Genomic DNA, 26,392 nt, shown 5'->3' on the forward strand with positions numbered 1-26,392 from the left:
GATTACTGTGAATTTTGCGAAACAGCATTTTTGCTGCCGAGATGTCTATCGAAAAACGCCAGCATCCTGGTGTAGAGGTTGACGTTGTTTCCTGGATCACGGAAACCGTGGGCTTCCTTCTTTTCAACGATGGTCACTTCCGGCGCCTTGCCGGCCTTGGCCATCTGGCTCACCAGGAAGTGCATGTTCCTGATCGGCACGCGTAAATCCTTCTCGCCGTGGACGAGCATGACCGCCGCCTTCAGCCGCTCCACGCCATAAGCGGGAGATTGTGCGACGCGCTCGGAGCGCTCCAGGGGATAGGCGTCGCGCAGATAGCTGCGACCTGCCTTGGACGCCATGAAATCGGCATCGCGCTGGGCATCAAGATCATAGACGCCGACATATCCAACCGCGCACCTGTACAGATCCGGCTCCCGCACCGCACTCATCAGCGCCGCGTAGCCGCCGTAGGACGCCCCATAAATGCAGATGCGATCGCGATCGGCTATTCCCTGGGCGATGGCCCAGTTGACCGAGTCGGTCAGGTCGTCCTGCATGGCCGTGCCCCATTTCCGGTAGCCCATGCCTTCGAAAGCATTTCCATAGCCGCCGGAACCGCGGTAGTTCACCTGCAGAACCGCATAACCCCGGTTGGCCAGCAGCTGCACCTCGGGATTGAATCCCCAGCTGTCACGGGGACCATGCGGCCCACCGTGCGGATTGATGATCAACGGAAGATTTTTTCCCGGGTGGTCTTTCGGAACCGTCAGGTAGCCATGCAGGGTCAGCCCGTCACGGGTCCTGACCTGCACAGCCCTCATCGGTGACATTTCTTCCGGCTTGATCCAGTCCATGCTGCTGACCAGAAAGCGCGCCCTGCCTTCCTTCCTGTCGAACAGGTATGCCGCAGGCGGAGCGAGATCCGAATACACCCGGGCAATCAGATAACGTCCGTCATCGGAGGCCCGCATGAACGTCACCGCTTTGTCCTTGAATGCCGCCACCAGCCCTGCGTACGCCTTGGACTCGGGATGTGCGGTGTCGACAAAATCCCAGTACGGAAGCCCGTCCTCGTAACGCACCGCCAACAGCGTCTTGCGGTCGCTGCTCCACAGATAGCCGGAAGGACTTACATTGTCGTTGCTGGAGAGCTTTCGCTCCTGCCAGGTTTCACTGTCGACCAGAACCAGCGTCTCGGGGCGCCCATCCTCTCCCTTCGCCATGTAGACGCCGCGGTTGTCCCCGGCAAAACCCAGCGGCACATAGGTGGCGCCGTTGCGCTCACTCTCATGAATCAGAACCCACCGTTCCGCTTCCCGGCGATAGGTGCGATTCCTGCCGTCGTTCATGACGCCGTAGACGAAACGGACGACGCCGTCATGATCGACCAGAAAGCTGCCCTGTTCGACCGGAGCGGTGGCCACGGTCGTCAACTTTCCGTTGTAGACATTCAGCTTGAACAGATACGCGTTGTCGACGGAGCGCTGCACCAGGATCGTGGCGGGATCTTCCGGCGTCAGGTCGACGATGCTGTAGTAGCCGCCGTTGGGGATATCGATGCGCTTGCTGCCATCGATATTCGAGGCGTACAGATCCCCGGTCTGCTTTTCAAAATCGAACGCGCCGGTTTTGACCGTGACCGTGAACAGCAACCTCTCGTTGTTGACCCACGTCACTTCACGGAAATGACGGTCGGCACCGTAATCCCACTTGCCTATCACCGCATTGTCAGCCACACGCATAACGGCCAGAACCGTGCGATCGGCCTGTGGAACGCTCAAGGCGATGTGCTTGCCATCGGGAGACAGGCTGATGGCGGTGAACTCGGGATTCTTGAAGAAATCCTGGACAGGCACTTCCCGCGCCATCGCCAGAACGGGAAGCGCCACCAACAGCAACAACACACGAGCAATCTTCCTCACTGCCTCTCTCCTTGTGTAATGCGATTGTCGAATAAAGCAGCCATCACCAAGCCCAGCCCCCCAGCAGGGTTATCGCGACTGCTCCATGCTGGTGACAAAGCGGTCGAACAGCGAGGCGACGTCATGCGGGCCAGGCGACGCTTCCGGGTGACCCTGGAAGGAGAACGCCGGCGCATCGGTCAGTGCGATGCCCTGGTTACTGCCGTCGAACAGCGATCGGTGGGTGATGCGCACATTGGCCGGCAGCGTGGTTTCATCCACCGCGAATCCGTGGTTCTGCGAGGTGATCATCACCCGGCCGTCTTCCAGGTCCTGCACCGGATGGTTGGCGCCATGGTGGCCATGGGCCATCTTGATGGTCTTGGCGCCGCTGGCCAACGCCAGCAGCTGATGGCCCAGGCAGATGCCGAAAATCGGGATCTGCCTGGCCACGAACTCGCGGATCGCGGCAATCGCGTAATCGCACGGCTCCGGATCACCCGGGCCGTTGGAGAGGAAGATGCCATCCGGGTTCAGTGCCAGCGCTTCGGCGGCCGAGGTCTGTGCCGGTACCACAGTGATGTCGCAACCGCGCTCGGCCAGCATGCGCAGGATATTGAGCTTGGCGCCAAAGTCGTAGGCCACCACCTTGTACTTCGGCGCGGCACTGACGAACTCGTTGCGATCCAGATCCAGCTGGCCTTCGGTCCACGGATACGGCTTGGCGGTACTGACCACCTTGGCCAGGTCCATGCCCTTCAGACCGGGGAACTTGCGCGCCGCTTCCAGCGCCTTTTCCACGTCGATGTCATCGCCGGCCATCAGCGCACCGTTCTGGGCGCCGCGTTCGCGCAGGATGCGGGTCAGCTTGCGGGTGTCGATACCTGAAATGGCGACCACGCCACGCTGCAGCAGCCAGTCCTGCAGCGAGATCTGGCTGCGCCAGCTGCTGGGGCGGCGCGGCACATCACGCACGATCAGACCGGCCGACCACACCTGGGCGGCCTCGTCATCCTGGTCGGTCATGCCGGTATTGCCGATATGCGGGTAGGTCAGCGTGACCATCTGCCGGGCGTAGGACGGGTCGGTCAGGATTTCCTGGTAACCGGTCATGGCGGTGTTGAACACCACCTCGCCCACGGACAGGCCGGGCGCGCCAACGGATTCGCCCTCGAATACGGTGCCGTCTTCGAGCACGAGAATTGCGGCTTGGGTCACGGGAATCTCACTTTGGCTACCGAAGGGGACTCCGAAGCCACGCCCGCATCAACCGCAAAAAACGGTTGCAAAAAAGCGCGGACTGCGGCTCAGGACCGGTCCGGCTGACGTGTTTCGGCGAGCGGGAATTGTAGCGGCAAGGCCGCGGCTACGCCAGCGCTTTAAGGGGTTTTTGCCCTGCCCGGCTCCTGCGGACAGGGGAATACAACTGACTGGCCGCGCGCGCTCAATCCGCCGGCGCCACCAGGTCACGTACCCGGTAGAACGCCGGCGTGCGCCCATTCAGCTGTCGCGCGGCATGCAGCGCGCCCCGCGCGAAGATGTCGCGACTGGTGGCCCGGTGCACCAGTTCGATCCGCTCGCCCAATCCGGTGAACTGGACCAGATGCTCGCCGATGATGTCGCCCGCCCGCAGGCTGGCATAACGCGGATCGGCGCCGCCGTCCTGCGCCGCAGCCCCCAGCGTCAACGCGGTGCCCGACGGCGCGTCCTTCTTGTGCACATGATGGGATTCGACGATGTCGCAGTCCCAGCCCGGCAGGCTGGCCGCGGCACGCTCGACCAGATCGGCCAGCACCGCCACTCCGAGGCTGAAGTTCGTGGCCCAGACCAGCGGGATCCGCGTGGCCGCGTCGGCCAATGCCGCCTGCTGCATGGCACTGATCCCGGTGGTGCCGGACACAAACCCGGCCCTGCGCTGCAGGCACAGCGCCAGCACCGGATCGAATCCTTCGGGCAGGCTGAAGTCCACCGCCACATCGAAAACGGGAACACTCCCGAGTTCGCCGGCAGCGAAATGCGGGACGCCATCGATCACCCGCTGCGGCGGCGAGCGGCGGACCACGGCCGCGACCACTTCCAGCGAGGAATCTTCGGCGGCCAGACGCAGCAATGCCTGGCCCATGCGACCGGACGCGCCATGGATAAGCAAACGCAAGGGAGTGTTGTTCATGGCCGGCAAGCTACCGGTTCATGACCCCAGCAGACAAGGGTTGCGTGCAGAAAGCGCGATTGGCCAGACGCGCAGCCTGGCCGACATCGCCGTGACGCGAAACGGGGAATCGCCCAGCGCTGCAGGACCTGCCCAAGCAGACCGTAGTGCCGGGCAACGCCCGGCAGACCCCTATCGCCGGAAAGCGGACAGGCGCTCAGTCCGCCTTGGGCCCGCTCGGCCCGCAACCGTCACAGCCGCCGCAGGCACTGCCCGCGCCGCTGGCCGGCGGCGCGATCCGGCGCCCCCATGCCTGTATCCAGTGCGCGCGCTCCGGCTTGAGCAGCCACAACGCAAGCGTGCCGCGCAGCCGCCACGTGGTGCCGGGGAACTGCTTCTTCACCACCACCCAGGCGCTGAACAGCACCGCCAGCGCGATCACCACGTACTGCAGCAGCAGACCGGCGTCCATCAGCCACCGCCCAGTGCCACGGTCACCTGGTAGGTGATCAGCGCGGCGACATAGGCGGCGCCGAACAGGTAGAACGTGGCGAACCCCACCTGCTTCCACGAGTTGGTCTCGCGCCTGATCGTAGCCAGGGTCGAGATGCACATCGGCGCATAGATGAACCACACCAGCAGCGACAGGCCGGTGGCCAGCGACCAGCCGTGGCTCACCACCGGGGTCAGCGCCTGGATGGCGGCGTCGTCATCGGCCGCCGACAACGCGTAGATCGTCGCCAGCGAGGACACCGCCACCTCGCGGGCGCCCATGCCCGGGATCAATGCAATGCATATCTGCCAGTTGAAGCCCAGCGGCGCGAAGAACAGTGTCATCGCATGGCCGATCTGGCCGGCGAAGCTGTAATCGATCGCCGGCATGGTGGCGCCGGCCGGTGCACCCGGGAACGACAGCAGCACCCACAGCAGGATGGTCAGCGACAGGATGATGCCGCCCACCCGCTTGAGGAAGATCATGCCGCGCTCGTACAAGCCCACCGCCAGGTCGCGCGGATGCGGGAGCCGGTAGGACGGCAGCTCCAGCATCAGCGGGTGCTCGCTCTTGTCGCGGCGCCACTTCTTCATGATCCACGACATCGCCAGCGCACTGAGGATGCCGGCCGCGTACAGCCCGAACAGCACCAGGCCCTGCTGGTTGACCACGCCCGCCACGGTCCCTTCCGGAATGAACGCACCGATCAGCAGCGCATACACCGGCAGGCGCGCCGAACAGGTCATCAGCGGCGCCACCAGGATGGTGGCCAGGCGGTCGCGCGGGTCCTGGATGCTGCGGGTGGCCATGATCCCCGGCACCGCGCAGGCAAAGCTGGACAGCAGCGGGATGAAAGAACGCCCGGACAGACCGGCCGAGGCCATCATGCGGTCGAGCAGGAACGCCGCGCGCGGCAGGTAACCGGATTCCTCCAGCGCCAGGATGAAGGCGAACAGGATCAGGATCTGCGGCAGGAACACGACCACGCCGCCGACGCCGGCGATGATGCCGTTGCTGATCAGGCTGGCCAGCGGCCCTTCCGGCAGCACCGCAGCGACGTGCTCGCCGAGCCAGCCGAAGCCGGCCTCGATGCCGTCCATCAGCGGCGCTGCCCAGGCGAACACCGCCTGGAAGATCAGGAACATCACCACGGCCAGGGTCAGCAGCCCGAACACCGGGTGCAGCAGCCAGCGGTCCAGCGCGTCGTCGATTTTGGCGGTACGGCTGGGCATGCTCACCGCCGCACCCAGGATTTCGCGCACCTGCTGGTGGTAGTCGCCACGCTCGGCCGGCGCGGACGGCAGCGGCTGCAACGCCGGCTGCAGGAGGTCGATCCTGGACACCAGCGCCTGGGCCCCGTTGCGGCGCACCGCCACGGTTTCCACCACCGGCACGCCCAAGGCCTGCTCCATGGCGTTGACATCGATCTGGATGCCGCGGCGCTTGGCCGCGTCCACCATATTGAGCGCCACGATCATCGGCTTGCCCAGCTCGCGCAGCTCCAGCGCAAAGCGCAGGTGCAGGCGCAGGTTGGTGGCATCGATCACACACACCAGCACATCCGGCGCCGCCTCACCCGGGTAGAACCCGCGGCACAGGTCGCGCGTCACCGCTTCGTCCAGGCTGGCCGGCTGCAGGCTGTAGGCGCCCGGCAGGTCCAGCACCGCATATTCACGCCCGGACGGACCACGCATGCGGCCCTCCTTGCGCTCGACGGTGACGCCGGCGTAATTGGCGACCTTCTGGCGGCTGCCCGTCAGCTGGTTGAACAGCGCGGTCTTGCCGCAGTTGGGATTGCCCACCAGCGCCAGCCGCAGCATCGATGCCTCCGCGCTGCTCATCGCGTCGCTCCCGACAAGGAAATATGAACACGCGCCGCTTCACTCTTGCGCAACGCGAACCGGGTAAATCCAACCTGGACCAGCAACGGCTCGCCACCGACCGGCCCACGCGCCACCATCCGTACCTCTTCGCCTTTCACAAACCCAAGCTCACGGAGTCTCCTGGCAATCGCGTCGTTGGCGTACCTGTCCTGCACGTCCTCCACCAGAGCACTGCCTTGCAGCGGCAAATCTGACAACGTCACTTAATGGGCGCCTGTATGTTGAATAAGAATGGTTATCAATTGTAGCATCGCCGCGCCGCGTCATGGCGGCCCCCCGGTTGAACGCTATGATTCCCCGGATTTTCAACCTCACAGGATGTTCGATGAGCGACGCACTCTTGATGGAACGCGCAGGATCGGTGCTGACGCTGCATCTGAACCGGCCTGCCCTGCACAATGCGTTCGATGCCGAACTGATCGCCACGTTGACCGCCGCGTTGGATACGGCCGCGCAGGCTGCGGAGATCCGCGCGGTGGTGCTGGCCGGCCATGGGGTCTCGTTCTCGGCCGGTGCGGATCTGCAGTGGATGCGGGCGATGGCCTCGGCCACGGAAGAAGAAAACCGGCGTGACTCGCTGGCCCTGGCGCGGCTGATGCGCACCCTCGATGAGCTGCCCAAACCCACGATTGCGCGGGTGCATGGCGCCAGCTTTGGCGGCGGTGTCGGCCTGATCGCCTGTTGCGATATCGCCATCGCCAGTTCCGATGCCCGTTTCGGATTGACCGAAAGCCGCCTGGGCCTGCTGCCAGCGGTCATTTCCCCGTACGTGATTGCCGCCATCGGCCCGCGCCAGGCCCGACGCTACTTCACCACCGGCGAGCATTTCGATGCCGCCACCGCGCTCAATATCGGCCTGATCCACCAGATGGTGGTGCCTGCGCAACTGGATGAGGCGGTGCAGCGCCAGCTCGACCTGCTCGGCAAGGCCGGACCGGTCGCGGCGGCCTCGGCCAAGACCCTGGTGCGCAACGTCGCGGCGGCCAGCGGTGAGCGCGACCGCCTGGATCAGGCCAATGCCGCCTTGATTGCCGCGTTGCGCGCTTCCCCCGAAGGCAAGGAAGGGCTGTCGGCGTTTCTCGACAAGCGCCCGCCGCGCTGGGCAACCCAGGGCTGAGCGGTGTTCCGGCGCGCCGGCGGTGCGCTGCCGCCCGTAGTCCCGACGGCCAACAACGCGGGACCAGCAAGCGGACCGCCGCGGCTTTCCGGTCGCACTGCACTGTTCCGCAATAGCGCCGGCGGAGGCGGGCCGGCGTGAGCCGTGCCCCGCGCCAATCATTATGATGGAGTCCCTGCGGGCGCCATCAGCCATGTCGCCGGGAACCACCGGATCCCCGTGCGATCCGGCGTCGGCCGGCCGCCCGATCCGCTCCATGGATTCCTCCCACCCGATTACCGCAACAGGTCCGTATGAAAGATTTCGTCCGCATCGTCGAAGTGGGCCCGCGTGATGGCCTGCAGAATGAAAAAGTCCAGGTTTCCACCGCCGACAAGATCGCGTTGATCAACCGGCTGGCGGCCACGGGGCTGAAAACCGTGGAGGCCACCAGTTTCGTCAGTCCACGCTGGGTTCCGCAGCTGGCCGACGCGGCCGAAGTCTATGCCGGCATCGACAAGCTTCCCGGGGTCGACTACCCGGTGCTGGTGCCCAACGAGCAGGGTTACGAGCGCGCCCGCGCGGTCGGGGTGCAGGAAGTGGCGGTGTTCACCGCGGCCTCGGAGACCTTCAACCGCACCAATACCAACGCCGGTATCGAGCAGTCGCTGCAGCGTTTCGAGCCGATCCTGGCGCGCGCCGCCGCCGACGGGGTCAAGGTCCGCGGCTATGTCTCCACCGTGCTGGGTTGTCCGTATCAGGGCGAAGTACCGCTGGCCGACGTGGTCCGCGTGGCCACCCGCCTGCACGCCATGGGCTGCTACGAGATTTCGCTGGGCGACACCATCGGCGTGGGCACCGCACACAAGGCCCGCGCGATGCTGCGTGCGGTCGCGGCGGAGATCCCGATGGCGGCGCTGGCGGTGCACTTCCACGACACCTACGGCCAGGCGCTGGCCAACATCGCCGCCTGCCTGGAAGAAGGCGTGCGGGTGGTGGATGCGGCGGTGGCCGGCGCTGGCGGCTGCCCCTATGCCCGCGGCGCCAGCGGCAATGCCGCCAGCGAGGATGTGGTGTATATGTTGCACGGCATGGGGATGGAGACCGGCGTCGACCTTGCGGCGCTGGCGGCGACGGGCCGCTGGCTGGCCGAACGGCTGGGCCGCGAAACGGGCAGCAAGACAGGGCGAGCACTGACAACGACATGACGACCTCCGGCCAGCGCGACGACCCTTCCGTCGGTGATCACCCCACCGCCCATGTCGATGCACTGGCCGAACTGGATGCGGCCCTCGCCGGGCCGCTCGTTCCCGAGCTGCAACGCCTGCTGGCCACCGCCCGCGATGCCCTGTCCTCGGCCATGTCCGCGCGACTGTCGGCACAGCGCCGCTACGCCACCCTGTTCAATGCCGTGCCCGATCCGGTCAGCATCCTCAGCGAAACCGGCACCGTGCTCGATCTCAACACGGCGGGCATCCAGGCCTATGGCCGCCCGCGCGAGGAAATCGTCGGGCAGCCGATCGAGAACCTGAATCCGGACCTGCCCGACGGCCACCTGCAACCGGTATGGGAAACGCTCGATCGCGGCGAAACCTATGTGCTGGAAGTCACCAACATGCGCGGCGATGGCAGCCGCTTCCCGGTCGAGGTGCATTCGGCCGGCTTCGTCCAGGAGGGCGACCGCTGCATTGTCGCGGTGGCGCGCGATCTGAGCCGGCGCTGGGAGGCCGAGTCGCGCTACCGCCTGCTGATGGAATCGATCGACAAGGGGGTGATGCTGTTCAACCGCGAGCTGAAACTGGTCTCCGCCAATCCGGCCGCCTACCGCATCCTCGGCGTAAATGGTGCGGCCGCGGGAGCGACGCGGCCGGCGATGAGCGGCGAGGACTGGATCACCGTCGATGAAAACGGCCATCCGATCACTCCCGCGCAATGGCCGGTCTCGCTGGCGTTCCACGCCGGCCGTACCACCCGCAGCACCATCATCGGCCTGTACCACCGCCCGCGCGGCCGCATGATCTGGATTTCCACCACCAATGTCCCGGTCTTCTCCTCCGGCTGCGACACCCCCGACCATGTGTTCGCACTGTTCAGCGACATCACCGAACTCAAGCGTGACAACGCGCTGTTCGACCGCGCCCAGTCACTGGCCCATATCGGCGGCTGGGAATGGGACCGCGGCCAGCAGCGGCTGTACCTGACCGGCGAAGCCCAGCGCATCCTCGGCCAGCAGCGCCCGCCTGAAACCCTGCAGCGGCTGCTCGAGTGCCTGCGCAGCGAGGACCGCGAGCAGTTGCAACGGGCGCTGCTGGACGTGGTCGAGCGGCGCACGGGATTCGAGCTGGAATTGCAGGGACAACGCGCCGATAGCCACAGTTTCTGGATCCGCATGGTCGGCGAGGTGGAAGCGGGCGATGTGGCCGGCTCGCGCATTGCCGGCACCCTGCAGGACATCACCGAGCGCAAGCAGGGCGAGGAAACCCTGCGCATCCAGGCCCGGACCGACCCGCTGACCGGGATCATGAACCGCGACGCGGCGCTGACCGACCTGGACATGCGCATGGCCAATCCCAGCCATGCCGCGGTCGCGGTGCTGTACATCGACCTGGACCGGTTCAAGGTGGTCAACGACATGCTCGGGCATGCGGCCGGCGATGAACTGCTGATCGAGGCGACCCGCCGTATCGCCGCCGCGGTGGGCAGCGAAGGCCTGCTGGCGCGCTTCGGCGGCGACGAATTCCTGGTGGTGTGTGATGCCCGTACCGAGCCGGGACAACCGCAGCGGCTGGCGACTGCGATCACCGAGGCGTTTTCCAGCCCTTTCACCTTGGGCAGCGACGAGTTCTCGGTCACCACCAGCATCGGCATCGCCCGCGCCCCGCACGATGGCAACCGCCCGCAGCAGCTGATCCAGAACGCGGACATGGCGATGTACGAGTGCAAGCGGCGTTCGCGCAATGCCTGGCAGCTGTTCTCCCCGGAGCTGGCGCAACGCCAGCAGGACCGGCTGCAGATCGAAAGCCGGCTGCGCCGGGCGCTGGACGACAACGAATTCCGGCTGGTGTACCAGCCGCAGGTGGACCTGCGCCATGGCCGCGTGGTCGCCGCCGAAGCGCTGATCCGCTGGCAGAACATCATGCTGGGCGAACTGCGCCCGGACCTGTTCATCGCCCACGCCGAGAGCACCGGCGACATCGTGCGCATCGGCAACTGGGTGCTGCACGAAGCCTGCCGCCAGGTGCGCGAATGGCTGGACCAGGGGCTGGGCATCGTGCGCGTGGCGATCAACGTGTCCTACCGCCAGTTTGCCGGCGATGAGCTGGCCCGCCACGTGCGCGAGGCGCTGGACAGGTTCGCGCTGCCCGGCACCGCGCTGGAGCTGGAGTTCACCGAGCGGGTGCTGATCGAGGATGCCCCGTCCACCCTGCGCACCTTTGCCCAGCTGCGCGAGATGGGGGTGATGCTGACCATCGACGACTTCGGCGAAGGCTACAGCGCACTGAACTACCTGCGCCGGCTGCCGATCCACGGGCTCAAGCTGAGCCAGCTGTTTGTCGAGGGCGTGCCCGGCAACCGCTCGGATGTGGCGGTGTGCGAGGCGGTCTGCGGCATCGCCCGCAGCCTCGGCCTGGGGCTGGTGGCCGAAGGTGTGGAGTCCGAGGCGCAGCGCCAGTTCCTGCTCGAACTGGGGGTGCCGGTGGGCCAGGGATTCCTGTTCGCACCGGGGCTGTCGGCGGAGGATTTCGCCCGCCGCATCGCCTGAATCCCGGCGCCCGCGGCCGCGCGTGCCGCTTCGGCTAGAATCGGCGCTCTCCACATCAGCAGGATCATCTGGATGCAGCTGTCTTCTGTACGTGCCGTCATCACCGGTGGTGTCTCCGGCCTCGGTCTGGCCGTGGCGCAGCACCTTGTTGCCCACGGCGGCAAAGTGGCCCTGTTCGATCTCAATGACGACAAGGGCGCCGCCGCGGTGACCGGGCTGGGCGCCGACAAGGCGCGCTACTTCACCACCAATGTCACCGATGAGGCCGGCGTCGCCGCCAACCTGGCGGCCGCGCGCGAATTCCTCGGTGGGCTCAATGCCGCCATCAACTGCGCCGGCATCCTGGGCGCCGGGCGCGTGCTCGGCAAGGAAGCGTCCATGCCGCTGGCCAATTTCCAGTCCACGGTGATGGTCAACCTGGTCGGCAGCTTCAACGTCGCCAAGGCCGCCGCCGAGTTGATGCAGCACAACGAAGCCGGCCTCGACGGCGAGCGCGGCGTGATCATCAACACCGCCAGCGTGGCCGCCTATGAAGGCCAGATCGGCCAGGCCGCCTACTCCGCCTCCAAGGGCGGCGTGGTCGGCATGACCCTGCCGATGGCGCGCGAGCTGTCGCGCTTCGGCATCCGCGTGATGACGATTGCACCGGGCATCTTCTGGACGCCGATGGTCGACGGCATGCCCGACGCCGTGCAGCAGTCGCTGGCCGCCTCCATCCCGTTCCCGCCCCGGCTGGGCAAGCCCGAGGATTTCGCCGGCCTGGTCGCGCATATCCTCGGCAACACCTATCTCAACGGCGAGACCATCCGCCTCGACGGCGCCGTCCGCCTGGCACCGAAGTAACTTTCCCGGCAGGTTGCCCGCAACGCGCCCGCCACCGTTTTCCAACTGATCGGCCCCATGTCATGAAAGCCAACGAAATCAAGAAAGGCAACGTCGTCGAATACAACAACGGCGTCTACCAGGTCCGCGACATCGAGCGCAGCTCGCCGCAGGGCCGCGGCGGCAATGTCCGCTTCCGTTTCATCATGTACAGCGTCCCCGGCGGCAACAAGCTCGATGCCAGCTTCGACGCCGATGACAACCTGCCCGAAGTCGAACTGCTGCGCCGCCAGTCCACCTATTCCTACAAGGATGGCGACGCGTTCGTGTTCCTCGACGACGAGGATTACACCCCGTATACGCTCGATGCCGAAGTGATCGGTGACGATGCCGGTTACATCACCGAAGGCCTGGGCAATATCTTCGTGCAGGTGATCGACGACCAGCCGGTGGCGGTGCAGCTGCCGCAGCATGTGGTGCTGGAAGTGGTGGAGACCCCGCCCGAGCTCAAGGGTGGCACCGCCACCAAGCGCCCGAAGCCGGCCAAGCTCAACAGCGGCATTGAAATCATGGTGCCCGAGTACATCGCCAACGGCGAACGCGTGCTGGTCAACACCACCACCGGCGAGTTCGGCGGCCGCGCCGACTGAGTCCCGCCGGCACCGCAACCTGATCTCCGCCGCTGCGCCCACGGCGGCGGAGACGCTGGCAACTCAGTGGTGCGGATGCCGGTGCGGCGCCAGCGGCCAGCGCGGGTCCGGATCCTCCGGCCCGTCACGCAACCAGGCCGCCGTGGAAACCTCGGCGCGTCCGATCAATTCGGAGGTATGCGAAAAATCATAGGCATGCACCGCCAGCGGGCACAACGGCGGCACCACCTGCAGGTCGCACCGACCGGCAAAGCGTTCGATATCGGCCTGCAACTGGCGCATCGCCATCTGGTTCAAGGTATGCAGCGCGATCGCGATCGCCCCGCGCGGCGGCACCTGCAGTGCACAGGATCTGCCCGTAGGCAGCACCAGCACCCGCGTAGCCCCCAAGGCACAGGCCACCGATATTGGCGTCAATCCGCCAACACCGCCATCGGCCAGATAGCGCCCGCCCAGCTGCACGGGCGGAAACACCACGGGAATCGCCGCGCTGGCCAGCAGGGCCGGGACCGCCGGTCCGTCGGAAAAATCCACTTCAGAGCCATCCAGCACATCGGTGGCAATCACATGACAGGGAACCGTCGCCTGCTCCAGACGGGAATAGGGCAGCTGCGCGGCGATCAGGGCCTGCAATGGTGCGGAATCGACCAGATACTGGCCGCTCCCCAGCAGGCAGCTCAGGCTGTGCCGCAACGACAGCGGGAACACCTCGGCCCGCCGCAACCCGAGCCACACCTGCTCCAGCGCGGCCGCGCCGGCCGCATCCGGGCGCGCCGCAAAATAGGCCGCGTTGATTGCCCCCACGGAAGCCCCGACCAGCAGGTCGGGCACGATGCGCCGCTGGCACAACGCCTTGAGCATGCCCACCTGCACCGCACCGAGGCTGCCGCCCCCGGCCAACACGAAGGCGGTCAGTGCCATAGCTGCGCCTCCGCCAGCAGGTTGTCGCGGTCACGTCCGACCGAAGCCACCGCCACCAGTTGCCCTTGCCGGCTGAAGCGGGCCAGACAATCGCCACGGGGCAGCGAGCCTTCAAGCTGCACCTGGTCCCAGCCGGCGCCATAGCCGCTGTAACGCAGGTCGAGGCCGTAGTGATGGGTCCAGAAAAACGGCACGTCGGTGAACGCCTGCGCCGCGCCAAGCAGGTTGGCCGCAGCCGCCTGGCCCTGGCGCTGGGCGTGCACCCAGTGTTCGACCCGGCGCAGCGCCCCATCCTGGCGGTAGCGGGCCACGTCGCCGGCCGCATAGATCCCCGGTGCCGAGGTCTGCAGCTGCTCGTCAACCACGATGCCGTGGTCAACCGCGAGTCCTGCCGCAGCCGCCAGCGCGGTGCGCGGCGCCACCCCGACCCCGACGATCACCAGCCCGGCGTCCACGGGGGTGCCATCCTCCAGCAGCACCCGGCTGCCATCGAACAGGGTTGGCGAGGTCTGCAGGTGGAACACCACCCCGTGTCCGCGATGCAGCTGTACCAGTTCCGCCGCCAGCACCGGTCCCAGCACCGTGGCCATCGGCTCGGCTTCGCGCGCCACCACGTGCACCTCCAGCCCGCGGGTACGCAGCGCCGCGGCCACCTCCAGGCCGATGAAGCCTGCGCCGATCAGCACCGCAGTGCGCACGCCGGCGCTCGCGGCGATGACCGCGCGCGCATCGGCCAGCGAGCGCAGCGTGAACACATTGGACCGCTCGAAACCCGGTACCGGCAACCGCACCGGCTCGGCGCCGGTGGCCAGCAGCAGGCGGTCGTAGCCAAACCGCTCCCCTGCCAGGGTCGTCACCTGCGCGGCGCCGACATCGATGGCGGCCACCTCGCAGCGCAGGCGCAGGTCGATGTCGTGTTCGGCATAGAACGTGGCGGCCTGCAGCGGAATCCAGTCCTCGGCTGCGGTACCGGCCAGGTAATCCTTGGACAGGTTGGGCCGGTCGTAGGGCGCGTCACTGTCGGCCGACAGCAGCGTCAGGCTGCCGGAAAACCCCGATTCGCGCAGCCGCAGCGCCGCTGCGTAACCGGCCGCGCCACCACCGATGATGACGATGCGGCGGGGCGCCTGCTGCCGCGATGCGCTGCCTGCCGACGCGCCGGGCTGCGGCGCGATTGCGCCCCCGGCAACGCGCGCCCGGACGAATACGCGCTGCCCCACCGTTTCCACCGTCCACGTCGCCAGCCCGGCAAATGCCGGGGCGCGCAAGGCCTGTCCGGTACGCAGACTGAAGCAGGCATGGTGCCAGGGGCAGCGGATCTGGCCGTCCACCGCCAGCCCCGCGCCCAGCGGCGCGCCGTAGTGGGTACAGGCGCCGTCGACCGCGTACAGCTGCCCGTCCACGCGCGCGAGCAGTACCGGGCTGCCATCGACATGCCCGGCCAATACGCCGCTGGCCGGCACGTCCTCCAGCGATACACCCTGCGCAAAATCCGGCCCCTGCCCTGTTTCGCCTGCTGCGGCCATGACACGACTCCTCCTGCGGGAATACCGTTTCAAGGCAGCCCGTGCTGGACCGCCTGCCGATTGGATGCGCCAGGACGCGGCGGGTTCCCGGCCGGCCCGCGGGAACCTGGCGCCCGCTGGCGCATCTGTCTGCATAGTCCACCTGCGAGACCGTGCCGTGCGTGATGCCCGCCTGCCCACCGTTGAAGCTGTCCGGCCATTGGCCGACCTCCCCGCCACCCGCCCCAGCCGGCAGGAGGCCGAGGCGGCGGTGCGCACCCTGATCGGCTGGATCGGCGAGCAGCCGCATCGCGAGGGCCTGCGCGACACCCCGGCACGCGTGGTGCGCGCCTGCGAGGAGTGGTTCCATGGCTACGCCATCGATCCGCTGGTCGCGCTCGGGCGCACATTCGACGGCGCCGGCTACGACGATCTGGTCCTGCTGCGCGACATTCCGGTGCGCTCGGTCTGCGAACACCACCTGGCCCCGATCCGCGGCGTAGCCCACATCGCCTATCTGCCCGGCGCGCGGGTCGTCGGCATTTCCAAGCTGGCGCGGGTGGTGGACGCCCTCGCTGCCCGCCTGCAGATCCAGGAACGGCTGACCCGCGAGATCGCCGACACCATCGAGCAGGGGCTGCGCCCCCGTGGTGTGGCGGTCGTCCTGCAGGCCGGGCATGCCTGCCTGTCCTCACGCGGCGTCCGTATGCACGGTGTTTCGATGTTCACACGGTGCCTGCTGGGCGACTTTGCGCACGATCCCTGGCGCGGCGAGGTACTGGACGCGCTGTCCGCCACTGCTCCGTGAGACCGTCAGACCATGACCACGCCCCTGCCCTCGACTGCGCCCGACTACGCCACCCTGGACGATGCGGCGCTGGTGGCGCGGGTGCGCCAAGGCGACCGCAACGCCTTTGGCGACGTCCTGCGCCGCTGCAACCAGCGTCTGTTCCGGGTGGCGCGCGGCGTGTTGCGCGATGAAGGCGAGGCCGAGGATGTCGTGCAGGAAGCCTACGTGCATGCCTTCGCCCGCCTCGCCCACTTCCGCGGGGAAGCCTCGCTGCTGACGTGGCTTACCCGCATCGTGCTCAACGAAGCCTATGGCCGCCTGCGCAAGCGTCGCCCGCAGGTGGCGGTGGAGCACATCGAGGAAATCCAGATGGGACAGGGACAGGTGCTGCCGTTCCCGGGCCAGGCCGGCAATGACGACCCGGCCGCGATCCTTGCACGCGACCAGGCCCGCCGGCTGCTGGAGCAGGCGATCGACCGGCTTCCGGAACCGTTCCGCATCGTGTTCGTGCTGCGCGAGATCGAAGACTGCAGCGTCGAGGAGACTGCCGCGGCGCTGGGGCTGCGCGGTGAAACGGTGAAGACACGCCTGCACCGGGCGCGGCGGATGCTGCGTACCGACCTGCACGAGGTGCTGGCGGCGACACTGACCGGCACATTCCCGTTCCTGGGCGCACGCTGCGACCGGATAAGCGCGGCGGTGATGCAGCGCCTGAACGCGCTGCCGTAGCCGTCACCGCCGCGGCCAGCTCGATCACGGTCTACGGCGTCGGCGATGAAGGCGTCTCGCGGCTGAGAATTCGCAGCCGTTGCGCCAGTTGATCCAGATTGGCTTCTGTGCCGGCCAGCGCCTGCTGCTGGCGCACGGACAGCCGGGCGCGGCCCTGTTCACGCAACTGCCCTGCCCCTTGCCGGGCGCGCGCACTGAGTTGCCCGGCGTTGTGCTCCAGCGTTGCCAGTTCCGCCGCCCGCGGCAGGCCGTAACCGCGCTCCCCGGCCAGCGCCGCAGGCCGCGCAAGCACCCCGGCCACCTCCAGCAGCTGCTCGAGCGTTTCCCGCGATTGCTCCAGCGCCTTGTCGCTGCCCAGCAAGCGCCGCTTGAGCGCGTCGCGCACCTGCAGTTCCTGCCGCCGCAACGCGCCCTGTTCCAGCAACAGCAAAGCGGCGGCCGCGCGCAGGTCGGCATCGGCAATCCATTTTCCGCGTGCCTGGGCCGGTTGTGCCCACCACTGCGCCACCGTCCGTTGCGGGATCGGCAGCGCGGCGCGGGCCACGTCCAGCATGTTCTGGTAGTGCGCGGCGGCCGACTCGAAGTAGTAGCCCTGGCGCAGCGCGGTTTCGCGGTCATCCAGCACCGACGCATCCGCGATGCCCTGACGCTGCAGGCGGCGCAACAGTCCGCGCGGGGTGATCCGGTCCAGCCCGGAGGATTCCAGCCGCGAAATACCTTCCTGCAGCAGCTTGCCGGTCTCCACCGCGCAGTTGTTGCTGACGAAGAAATAGCGTCCGTCGTAGCCCCAGTGCACCTGGCCGGTACGTTGCAACAGCTCGGCGATATCGTCACGCGACAGGCGCAGCGGGATCGACTGCAGGCCGCGCAATTCCACCTTGGTGTATTCGTCGATCACCTGGTCCAGCGGCAGCACGAACAGGCGCGACGGATAGCCGCCGGTCAGCCCACGCCAACTGGAGATCTGCACATCGGAAACAAACGCGCGGAATGACAGTACCCGGTGATGCGGGAGGTCGAGCCGGCACGCGGGACCCGGCGCGCGTCCCGGCGCGCAGATCACCAGCCGCAGCATGCTGTGTCCCCAGCGGCTCATCGGCTGATGGTTGCCTTCGGCCAGCAGGTAATCCACCTCATAGATCCGCGCCGGGTCCAGCGTCATCAGCGCCGCCCCCCCCTCGGCACCGGTGTTCTGCAGCAGCGGCATCGTGGTGCCGCAATCCGGTGGCGGCAGCGTTGCCGGTCCCAGCCGGGCAGCGAACCAGGCATGCAGGGCCGGCCGCCGACAGGCATATTCGCGGTCGAGCAGGTAATACTCGGCGTTGACCGCGAAGAACTCCGCCGGGCTGTGCAGCTCGTAGCGATCCGGACTGCGATCGGCAAAACGGTTCCGGCCGCGACCGATCCGCAACGGACGCGCCTGCCAGCCGGCGAGTTCCCGGAAGCGCGACTGCCGCGACCATCCCCCCTGCGGCGAACGGTCGAGCACATGCGCCAGCTCATGCAGCAGCGTCGCCAGTGCGCGGCGGCCATCCAGAGTGTCGGCATCCCCGGCAACCGCCATCCATTGCGCCAATATCCGCCGGTCCAGCCGGATCCGGTGTCCCAACGCCCGGCCGCTGACATGCGCTGGCAGGTCATTTCGCCACTGCAGTTCGACCTCGGGTACCTGCGTCCGCCGCCAGTTCGCCGGCAGATGGCCCAGGGCCACTTCAGTGAGCTGCGTGCTGGCCGCCACTTCGGCCGGGGTCAGGCCATCGGGATCCAGATGGAAACGGATGGCGGCCTGCGCCGGTGCCGCACAGCACAGCAGCGCCAGCAGCGCCAGGCGGCGCCAGCGGTGGATCACAGCGCCAGGATGGCCCGCGCCAGTTCCAGATCGCTGGCCGACCGCGCCGCGCTGTCGCGCGAACGCAGCTGGATCAACGCCGCTTCCAGACGCGCGCTGCGGATGCGGCCTTCGCTGGCAATGAAGCCGGCTGCGTCGTCGCGTGCGTCCAGCACCACCTTGTCGTCGCCGGAGCTGCTGCCCGACGAATGCGAGGACGCACCCGAGGCGGATCCGGCCGAGGTGCCGGCAAAGCTGGAAGCAACCGCCGACAACGGCAGGGCGAACAATGTGCAGAACAGAATCGAGCGGATCATCATCGTCTTGGAAGGTGGTGGGCAAGGCGGCAAGATTAACCGCCCGCACCGCAGGCGTCTTGGCTCAGGCATCGAACAGCTTGCCCGGATTCATCAACCCGGCCGGGTCGAAAGCGTGTTTGACCGCACGCATGAAAGCGATCTCGGCCGGCGAACGGGTGCTGGACAGGTAGGCCTTCTTGACCAGGCCGATGCCGTGCTCGGCGGAAATGCTGCCATCGAAGCGCTGCAGCACCTGCGCCAGCAGTCTGGTGACGTGCTCGCACTGCGCCAGGAATTCGGCGTCACTGCTGGCATCGGGCTTGAGCACGTTGATATGCAGGTTGCCGTCGCCGATATGCCCGAACCACACAACCTCAAAATGCGGATAGGCCTCACCGATCAGCGCCTGGGTTTCGGCCAGGAACGCCGGCATCGCCGAGATCCGCACCGATACGTCGTTCTTGTAGGGCGTGTAGCGGGCGACCGCTTCGGTGATGCCCTCGCGCAGGCGCCACAGCTGCCGGGCCTGGGCCTCGCTGGTGCTGATCACGCCATCCAGCACCCAGCCCTGCTCCATGCAGTGCTCGAACGCGGCCATCGCCACCGCCTCACCGGCCTCATCGCGGCAGGCGTACTCGGTCACCACGTAATACGGATGCCGCGCATCGAATGGATACTGCGCGCCATGGGCGGTGACGTGGTTCACCGCACGGTCGGTGAAGAACTCGAACGCCTCCAGCGGCAGGCGTTCACGGAAGGCGGCAAACACCTGCATCAGCACCTCGAACGAGGGCAGTGCCAGCAGCATCACCCGGGTCGCCGGCGGCGGATCGGTAAGTTTCAGCGTGGCCTCGACCACGATGCCCAGCGTGCCTTCCGAGCCGATCATCAGCTGGCGGAAATCGTAGCCACTGGAGTTCTTGATCAGGCCCTTGTTCAGTTCGAGCAACTCGCCATTGGCGGCCACCACCTTCAGCCCGGCGATCCACTCGCGGGTATTGCCGTAGCGGATCACGCGGATGCCGCCGGCATTGGTGGCGATGTTGCCGCCGATCGAGCAGGAGCCGCGGGCAGCGAAATCCACCGGATAGCTCAAGCCATGCTCGCCGGCGGCGTTGTGCACCGCCTCCAGCGGCATGCCGGCCTGCACCGTCAGGGTGCGATCCACCGCATCGAACGCCAGCGCCTTGTTCATCCGTTCCAGGCTGAGCACCAGCTCACCGTTGGCCGCGACCGCACCGCCGGACAGGCCGGTGCGTCCCCCTGAAGGCACGATCGCCACACCCTGTGTATTGGCCCAGCGCACCGCCGCCTGCACTTCCTCGACCGTGGCCGGCAACGCGATGGCCAGCGGTGCCGGGGTCCAGCGCCGGGTCCAGTCGCGGCCGTAATGCTCCAGGTCGGACGGCTCGGTCGTCAGGCGCAGCGTCGGGCAGGCGTGCTGCAGGGATTCCAGGCGCGGATCGGTCATGGCAACGGCGGCGTCGGCAACGTGAGGGGCGCCCAGCGTGCCAGCCTGCCCCGGGCGCGTCCAGTCGTCGCGCGGCAGCGCTCGGGAAGGCGATTGAATTCATATGAAACCTTTTCCCATCAATGCCTTGCCGCATTGCGCAGCGCACCAAATCCATCCGGCTTCTGGCATAGTGAATTTCCCTTCGCTATTTCCGCCCCAGCCGACATGTCGCCGAAGAAGACCTCGTTCCCGAAGCAGGACATCCGCGTTTTGTTGCTCGAAGGGGTCAGCCCCACCGCCGTGGATATCTTCAAGGCGGCCGGGTATTCGCAGATCGAGCTGCATGCCAAGTCGCTGCCGGAAGACGAGCTGAAGACGCGCATCGCCGAAGCCCACATCCTCGGCATCCGCTCGCGCACCCAGCTGGGCCCCGACGTGCTGGTCCATGCCAAGCGGCTGATGGCGATCGGCTGTTTCTGCATCGGCACCAACCAGGTGGATCTGGAAGCGGCCGAACTGGCCGGCATTCCGGTCTTCAACGCGCCCTATTCCAATACCCGTTCAGTGGCCGAACTGGTGATTGCCGAGACGATCCTGCTGGCCCGCGGCATTGCGCAGAAGAACGCCGAGTGCCACCGCGGCGGCTGGTCGAAATCGGCCGCCGGCAGCCATGAGGTACGGGGCAAGACGCTGGGCATCATCGGCTACGGCCACATCGGCACCCAGGTCGGGGTGCTGGCTGAAGCATTGGGCATGCACGTGATCTTCCACGACATCGAAACCAAACTGTCGCTGGGCAACGCCCATCCGGCCGCCAGCCTGGACGACCTGCTGGCGCGTTCGGACGTAGTCACCCTGCACGTGCCCGAAAACCCGTCCACGCTGTGGATGATCGGCGCCGCGCAGCTGGCGAAGATGAAGCCCGGCGCGCACCTGATCAACGCCGCCCGCGGCACCGTGGTCGATATCGATGCGCTGGATGCGGCACTGACTTCCGGACACCTGGGCGGCGCCGCCGTGGACGTGTTCCCGGTTGAACCCCAAGGCAATGGCGATCCGTTCGAATCGCCGCTGGTTGCCCATGACAACGTCATCCTGACCCCGCACGTGGGTGGCAGCACGCTGGAAGCGCAGGACAACATCGGCGTCGAAGTGGCCGCCAAACTGGTGCGCTACAGCGACAACGGCAGCACGCTGTCGGCAGTCAATTTCCCGGAAGTGACCCTGCCCAGCCACGAGCACAGCCTGCGTCTGCTGCACATCCATCGCAACGTGCCCGGCGTGCTGTCGCAGATCAACGACATTTTCTCGCGCCACAACCTCAACATCGACGGCCAGTTCCTGCGCACCGATGCCAAGGTCGGCTACGTGGTCATCGATATCAGTGCCAGCGAGGACCAGACCGCCACCATCCGCGAGGAACTGGCCGCCATTCCCGCCACGCTGCGTACCCGCGTCCTTTACTGAGCCGCGCCTGCGCTGCCGCCGCCGCGATGTGGACGCAGAACGCCGCGCCACTGACGTCGCCCTGCCCGCGGCGCCGGTTTTCGCAGCAGCGACATAAGTCGCAAGACTGCCGATTTGATAGGGGCGGCCTACGCCGCGAGGGGGCTTCCACTGCACCTCCTCCGCCCCTGGAACCTCCCCCGCTTTCCCGCACGGCCTCCGCTGGCCTCGCTGCTGCGGAAAGCGCCTGCGCCAGACCGCGCCGGTCAGACCGCCGCGGCTACCGCCTGCTGCCACTTGCAGGCCATCCGCCGCATCGACAGGTCCGGCCCGGCGGCCACATCCGCCACCTCGCACCAGGCCAGGTCCAGCGACTCCGCGCTGACCATGAACGTCTCGTCGGCACCGGCACGCACCACGTAGCGCAGGTCGTAATGCCAATGACCGGGCGCGTCCTTGCGTTCGGGAATCCAGTGCCGGTCGAGATCGAAAATCCGCGTTGACAGCAGCGTCAATCCGGACAGGCCGGATTCTTCCTGCGCCTCGCGCAACGCCACCGCGCCGGGATCACGTTCACCGTCGGCATGGCCGCCCAGTTGCAGCCAGCGCTGCAGTTTGCGGTGATGGGTGAGCAGCACCCGCGCGCCGTCGGCGCTGACCAGCCACGCGCTGCCGGTGAAATGCCCCTGCAGCCGCTCGCGCGCGAACGGGTCCTGCGCATCGTCCAGCAACGCGGCGAACTGCGCGGCCAGCGCGGTCTCTTCCGGCCAGCGCTGCGCATAGTCGCGCAGCGCCTGTTTCAAATCCGTATCCGGGTCGTGCATGAGTGGGACTATCCCCGTGGCAACATCCAGCGCGCATTATCGCCGCTCATGCTGCAACCGCGCTTGTGGAGCACCGCCGGCTTTGGCAAGGTAAGGCGGATGCGCGATCCACGACGGATCACGTCACCACTCCGGCACTGCGGCATTCGACCGCGAGCCACCTGAACACCTTGGGGAAATTGCCGCATGCTCAAATCTCTGTTGCGGGTCAAACCGGTCGAGCCGGCCGCCCACGTCGACGCCGGTGAACCGGTCGAAGGCAGCCTGGAAGGCGAAGCCACGCTCAAACGGACCCTGACAGCGAAGCACCTGATCCTGCTCGGCATGGGTGCGGTGATCGGCGCCGGCATCTTCGTCGTCACCGGCCAGGCTGCCGCCCACCACGCCGGCCCGGCGATCATGCTGTCGTTCGTGCTGGCCGGCCTGGCCTGTGCCTTCGCCGGCCTGTGCTATGCCGAGTTCGCGGCGATGATCCCGGTCTCCGGCAGCGCCTATTCCTACTCCTATGCCACCCTCGGCGAAGGCATGGCCTGGTTCATCGGCTGGTGCCTGGTGCTGGAATACCTGTTCGCCTCGGCCAGCGTGGCGGTGGGCTGGTCGGCGTACATGATCAGCTTCCTCACCACCACCTTGAACCTGCCTTTCCCCGACGCCCTCACCGCGGCCCCGATCACCTGGGAAGCGGGCCAGTTCGTCGCCTCGGGCAAGCTGTTCAACCTTCCCGCGGTATTGATCGTCGCCGCGATCGCCACCCTGCTGTACGTCGGCGTCACCCAGTCCAGCTTCGTCAACGCGGTCATCGTGGCGATCAAGGTGACGGTGATCTGCCTGTTCGTCGGTTTCGGCGCGAGCTACGTCGATCCCGCCAACTGGACCCCCTTCATCCCCGACAACACCGGCACCTTCGGCGAGTTCGGCTGGAGCGGTGTATTGCGCGCCGCCTCGATCGTGTTCTTCGCCTACATCGGCTTCGACGCGGTCTCCACCGCCGCCGGCGAAACCAAGGACCCGCAGAAGAACATGCCGATCGGCCTGCTCGGCTCGCTGGCGGTGTGCACCGTGATCTACATCGTCGTCTGTGCGGTGATGACCGGGCTCATGTCCTACAAGCTGCTGGGTACCGACAAGCCGGTGGCCACCGCGCTGCAAGCCTATGCCGGCCTGTCCTGGCTGAAGACCTGGGTCGAGATCGGCGCCATTGCCGGCCTGTCCTCGGTGATCCTGGTGATGATGATGGGCCAGACCCGCGTGGCCTACACTATCTCCCGCGATGGCCTGCTGCCGCCGATTTTCGGCAAGGTGCACCCGAAGTTCCGCACGCCGCACCTGAGCACCCTTATCGTGGGCGTGGTCGCCGCCACCCTGGCCGGGCTGGTGCCGCTGAGCGTGCTGGGCGAGCTGGTCGCCATGGGCACCCTGCTGGCCTTCGCCACCGTCTGCATCGGCGTGCTGGTGCTGCGCCGTACCCGACCCGACATGCCGCGTTCCTTCCGCGTTCCGGCGGTCTGGTTCATCGCGCCAGCCGGTGCCCTGATCTGCCTGGGCCTGTTCGCCATGGCGTTCGCCGCCCACTGGCTGGTGTTCGTGCTGTGGACGCTGCTCGGCCTGTGCATCTACTTCGGCTACGGCATCCGCCACAGCAAGCTCAACCAGAGCGCGTAACCGACCGGGGCCGGCGCCACCACGCCGGCCTTTTTTCATGCGCCACCGCGCACTGCCAGCGAAGACATCGACCATGCTCAAACAATTGTGGGCCACCAAGCATCCGCACGCCGCGCACCAGGAAGCCAACGGCCTGAGCCTGCGCCGCACCCTGGGCCCGTGGGGCCTGACCGCACTGGGCATCGGCGCGGTGATCGGCGGCGGCATCTTCGTCATCACCGGCCAGGCGGCAGCCAATCACGCCGGCCCGGCGATCATCCTGTCGTTCATTCTGGCCGCCATCTGCTGCGCCTTCTGCGCGATGGCCTATGCCGAATTCGCCGCGATGGTGCCGGTTTCCGGCAGTGCCTACACCTATACCTACGCCACCTTCGGCGAGCTGTCGGCCTGGTTCATCGGCTGGATGCTGGTGCTCGAATACGGCGTCTCCGCCTCGGCGGTCGCGGTCAGCTGGACCGGCTACTTTCTCAGCCTGCTCGACCATTTCAACATCCACCTGCCTGCCGCACTGGTGAGTGCGCCACTGGACGCGCAACTGCGCCCGACCGGCGCCATCGCCAACCTGCCCGCCGCCGGGATCGTATTGCTGCTGACCTGGCTGTGCTATGTCGGCATCCGCAAATCCACCGCGATCAACATGGCGATGGTGGTGCTGAAGGTCGGCCTGATCGTGCTGGTGATTTTCGCCGGCTGGAAATATGTCGACCCCGGCAACTGGACCCCGTTCATTCCCGCCAACGAGGGGCCGGGCAAGTACGGTTTCGAGGGGGTACTGCGCGGTGCCGCCATGGTGTTCTTCGCCTATATCGGCTTCGAGGCGGTGTCGGTGGCAGCGCAGGAATCGCACAAGCCGCAGCGCGACATGCCGATTGGCATGCTGCTGTCGCTGCTGATCTGCACCGTGCTGTACATCGCCATGGCCGCGGTGATGACCGGGCTGGTGCCGTTCCAGCTGCTCGGCACCGACGAGCCGGTGGTGACCGCGGTGGCCGCCCATCCGCAACTGGGCTGGCTGCGCATCATCGTCGAGATCGGCGCGCTGATCGGGCTTTCCTCGGTGGTGCTGGTGATGATCATCGGCCAGCCGCGGATCTTCATGATCATGGGCCGCGATGGCCTGCTGCCGCCGGTATTCACCCGCATCCATCCCAAATACCGCACCCCGCACATCAATACCGTGATCACCGGCATCGGCATCGCTTTGCTGGCGGCGCTGTTCCCGCTGGACATCCTGGGCGAACTGACCTCGATGGGCACCCTGATCGCGTTTGCCGCGGTCTGTGCCGGGGTGATGATCCTGCGCCGTACCCAGCCGGCCCTGCCGCGCCCGTTCCGCATGCCGATGGCGTGGCTGATCTGCAGTCTGGGCGTGCTCAGCTGCATCGCGCTGCTGACCGCCATGACCGCGCACAACTGGATGCTGATGGGAATCTGGACGGCGACCGGCTTCGTCATCTACTTCACCTATGGCGTCCGCCACAGCAAGCTGCGCGCCGACAGCGGGCAAGCCGGGAAGTAGAATACGGGGCATGAACGCCCCTTCCTTTCCGTATGACACCCAGCAGCTGCGCGAACTGGCGCAGCTGCTGATCACCAATGTCCGTGAGCTTGCCCAGGCAGGGTGGACCCCGGCCACCAGCAGCAACTTCTCGCACCGCCTGGACGAGCGCCATGCGGCGATCACCGTGTCCGGCCGCGACAAGGGCCGGCTGGTCGAGGACGACATCATGGTCGTTGACTTCGATGGCAAGGCCGTCGGCCGGCCGCTGCGTCCGTCGGCCGAAACCCTGCTGCACACCCAGATCTACCGCCGCTTTCCGCACATCGGCTGCGTGCTGCACACCCATTCGCCGGTGCAGACCATCGCCTCGCGGCTGTACGCCGGCGAAGGTCATATCCGCCTGGAAGGCTACGAACTGCTCAAGGCCTTCCACGGCAACCGCACCCACGAGATGGCGGTGGACGTGCCGGTGTTCGCCAACACCCAGGACATGGACCTGCTGGCGGCCCAGGTCGATGCCCTGCTCGATACGCAATCGATGTGGGGCTATCTGATCGACGGCCACGGGCTGTATGCCTGGGGCCGCGACATGGCCGAGGCCCGCCGCCACCTGGAAGCGTTCGAGTTCCTGCTGCACTGCGAACTGGAACTGCGCAAGCTGCGCGGCGGTCGCTGAATCCGTGCGGCCGGCAGCC

23 protein-coding genes are annotated in these 26,392 nt (G+C 66.9%); 11 read left to right on the plus strand and 12 right to left on the minus strand.

All coding sequences use genetic code 11. The annotated features are described in order from the left end of the window. Positions 1–2: 2 nt before the first annotated feature. The 6 genes from QZH66_RS00160 to QZH66_RS00185 form a co-directional block, all read right to left on the minus strand. Positions 3–1,904: a S9 family peptidase gene (locus QZH66_RS00160; RefSeq protein ID WP_305803922.1), complete on the minus strand. Its 1,902-nt coding sequence runs from the start codon at positions 1,902–1,904 to the stop codon at positions 3–5. 69 nt (positions 1,905–1,973) lie between these two features. Further along, the gene (carA, locus tag QZH66_RS00165; protein ID WP_305803923.1) at positions 1,974–3,101 is read right to left on the minus strand and encodes a glutamine-hydrolyzing carbamoyl-phosphate synthase small subunit; all 1,128 of its coding nucleotides are present in this window, start codon (positions 3,099–3,101) and stop codon (positions 1,974–1,976) included. A 226-nt stretch (positions 3,102–3,327) separates the two neighbouring features. Further along, the gene (gene dapB, locus QZH66_RS00170) at positions 3,328–4,053 is read right to left on the minus strand and encodes a 4-hydroxy-tetrahydrodipicolinate reductase (protein ID WP_305803924.1); all 726 of its coding nucleotides are present in this window, start codon (positions 4,051–4,053) and stop codon (positions 3,328–3,330) included. A 196-nt stretch (positions 4,054–4,249) separates the two neighbouring features. After that, complete coding sequence (locus tag QZH66_RS00175; protein ID WP_305803925.1) at positions 4,250–4,504, minus strand: DUF6587 family protein; 255 nt, start codon at positions 4,502–4,504, stop codon at positions 4,250–4,252. Further along, on the minus strand, positions 4,504–6,366 hold the full coding sequence (locus QZH66_RS00180) for a ferrous iron transporter B (RefSeq protein WP_305803926.1): 1,863 nt from the start codon (positions 6,364–6,366) through the stop codon (positions 4,504–4,506). Before QZH66_RS00180 ends, QZH66_RS00175 begins: the two co-directional genes overlap by 1 nt. Then, entirely contained in the window at positions 6,363–6,611 is a 249-nt protein-coding gene (locus tag QZH66_RS00185; RefSeq protein WP_305803927.1) for a FeoA family protein, read from the minus strand. The genes QZH66_RS00180 and QZH66_RS00185 overlap by 4 nt, the downstream gene beginning before the upstream one ends. Positions 6,612–6,733: 122 nt before the next feature. On the opposite strand from QZH66_RS00185, the gene QZH66_RS00190 reads away from it, so the two are divergent. The 5 genes from QZH66_RS00190 (at position 6,734) to yeiP (ending at position 12,739) form a co-directional block, all read left to right on the plus strand. Then, positions 6,734–7,525 (plus strand): enoyl-CoA hydratase-related protein, encoded by a 792-nt coding sequence (locus QZH66_RS00190; RefSeq protein WP_305803928.1) that lies wholly within the window; start codon positions 6,734–6,736, stop codon positions 7,523–7,525. Positions 7,526–7,818: 293 nt separating this feature from the next. Further along, positions 7,819–8,712, plus strand: a complete 894-nt coding sequence (locus tag QZH66_RS00195) for a hydroxymethylglutaryl-CoA lyase (protein ID WP_305803929.1) — start codon at positions 7,819–7,821, stop codon at positions 8,710–8,712. After that, entirely contained in the window at positions 8,709–11,267 is a 2,559-nt protein-coding gene (locus QZH66_RS00200; RefSeq protein WP_305803930.1) for an EAL domain-containing protein, read from the plus strand. Before QZH66_RS00195 ends, QZH66_RS00200 begins: the two co-directional genes overlap by 4 nt. A gap of 72 nt (positions 11,268–11,339) precedes the next feature. After that, entirely contained in the window at positions 11,340–12,110 is a 771-nt protein-coding gene (locus tag QZH66_RS00205) for an SDR family NAD(P)-dependent oxidoreductase (RefSeq protein WP_305803931.1), read from the plus strand. A gap of 62 nt (positions 12,111–12,172) precedes the next feature. Then, the gene (gene yeiP / locus QZH66_RS00210) at positions 12,173–12,739 is read left to right on the plus strand and encodes an elongation factor P-like protein YeiP (RefSeq protein WP_305803932.1); all 567 of its coding nucleotides are present in this window, start codon (positions 12,173–12,175) and stop codon (positions 12,737–12,739) included. Between the two features lie 63 nt (positions 12,740–12,802). Here the strand turns inward: yeiP and QZH66_RS00215 are convergent, their stop codons facing one another. Next, on the minus strand, positions 12,803–13,660 hold the full coding sequence (locus QZH66_RS00215) for a patatin-like phospholipase family protein (RefSeq protein WP_305803933.1): 858 nt from the start codon (positions 13,658–13,660) through the stop codon (positions 12,803–12,805). Continuing rightward, a complete protein-coding gene (locus tag QZH66_RS00220) occupies positions 13,651–15,186 on the minus strand; it encodes an FAD-dependent oxidoreductase (protein WP_305803934.1) in 1,536 nt (511 codons plus the stop codon). The genes QZH66_RS00215 and QZH66_RS00220 overlap by 10 nt, the downstream gene beginning before the upstream one ends. A gap of 172 nt (positions 15,187–15,358) precedes the next feature. Here QZH66_RS00220 and folE point away from each other — a divergent pair, with 172 nt between their 5' ends. Further along, complete coding sequence (gene folE, locus QZH66_RS00225) at positions 15,359–15,973, plus strand: GTP cyclohydrolase I (protein ID WP_305804103.1); 615 nt, start codon at positions 15,359–15,361, stop codon at positions 15,971–15,973. A 12-nt stretch (positions 15,974–15,985) separates the two neighbouring features. Continuing rightward, complete coding sequence (locus tag QZH66_RS00230; protein ID WP_305803935.1) at positions 15,986–16,684, plus strand: RNA polymerase sigma factor; 699 nt, start codon at positions 15,986–15,988, stop codon at positions 16,682–16,684. Positions 16,685–16,715: 31 nt separating this feature from the next. Here QZH66_RS00230 and QZH66_RS00235 read toward each other — a convergent pair whose 3' ends face one another. From QZH66_RS00235 to QZH66_RS00245, 3 genes are all read right to left on the minus strand, one after another. Next, complete coding sequence (locus QZH66_RS00235) at positions 16,716–18,533, minus strand: DUF4105 domain-containing protein (protein WP_305803936.1); 1,818 nt, start codon at positions 18,531–18,533, stop codon at positions 16,716–16,718. Then, positions 18,530–18,829 carry a DUF2388 domain-containing protein gene (locus QZH66_RS00240; RefSeq protein ID WP_305803937.1) on the minus strand — a complete coding sequence of 100 codons (300 nt, stop codon included), beginning with the start codon at positions 18,827–18,829 and terminating at the stop codon, positions 18,530–18,532. Before QZH66_RS00240 ends, QZH66_RS00235 begins: the two co-directional genes overlap by 4 nt. A 64-nt stretch (positions 18,830–18,893) precedes the next feature. Continuing rightward, positions 18,894–20,282, minus strand: a complete 1,389-nt coding sequence (locus tag QZH66_RS00245) for an FAD-binding oxidoreductase (RefSeq protein ID WP_305803938.1) — start codon at positions 20,280–20,282, stop codon at positions 18,894–18,896. 207 nt (positions 20,283–20,489) lie between these two features. On the opposite strand from QZH66_RS00245, the gene serA reads away from it, so the two are divergent. Continuing rightward, on the plus strand, positions 20,490–21,731 hold the full coding sequence (gene serA, locus QZH66_RS00250; protein WP_305803939.1) for a phosphoglycerate dehydrogenase: 1,242 nt from the start codon (positions 20,490–20,492) through the stop codon (positions 21,729–21,731). 245 nt (positions 21,732–21,976) lie between these two features. Here serA and QZH66_RS00255 read toward each other — a convergent pair whose 3' ends face one another. Then, the gene (locus QZH66_RS00255) at positions 21,977–22,534 is read right to left on the minus strand and encodes an NUDIX hydrolase (protein ID WP_305803940.1); all 558 of its coding nucleotides are present in this window, start codon (positions 22,532–22,534) and stop codon (positions 21,977–21,979) included. A 186-nt stretch (positions 22,535–22,720) separates the two neighbouring features. On the opposite strand from QZH66_RS00255, the gene QZH66_RS00260 reads away from it, so the two are divergent. From QZH66_RS00260 to QZH66_RS00270, 3 genes are all read left to right on the plus strand, one after another. Continuing rightward, positions 22,721–24,196: an amino acid permease gene (locus tag QZH66_RS00260; RefSeq protein ID WP_305803941.1), complete on the plus strand. Its 1,476-nt coding sequence runs from the start codon at positions 22,721–22,723 to the stop codon at positions 24,194–24,196. Between the two features lie 73 nt (positions 24,197–24,269). Then, a complete protein-coding gene (locus tag QZH66_RS00265; protein ID WP_305803942.1) occupies positions 24,270–25,715 on the plus strand; it encodes an amino acid permease in 1,446 nt (481 codons plus the stop codon). Between the two features lie 10 nt (positions 25,716–25,725). Then, positions 25,726–26,373, plus strand: coding sequence for a methylthioribulose 1-phosphate dehydratase (locus tag QZH66_RS00270; protein WP_305803943.1), 648 nt, complete (start codon positions 25,726–25,728; stop codon positions 26,371–26,373). Positions 26,374–26,392 lie beyond the last annotated feature (19 nt).

It is taken from the genome of Stenotrophomonas sp. YIM B06876 (assembly GCF_030711595.1).
Taxonomy (GTDB): Bacteria; Pseudomonadota; Gammaproteobacteria; order Xanthomonadales; family Xanthomonadaceae; genus Stenotrophomonas.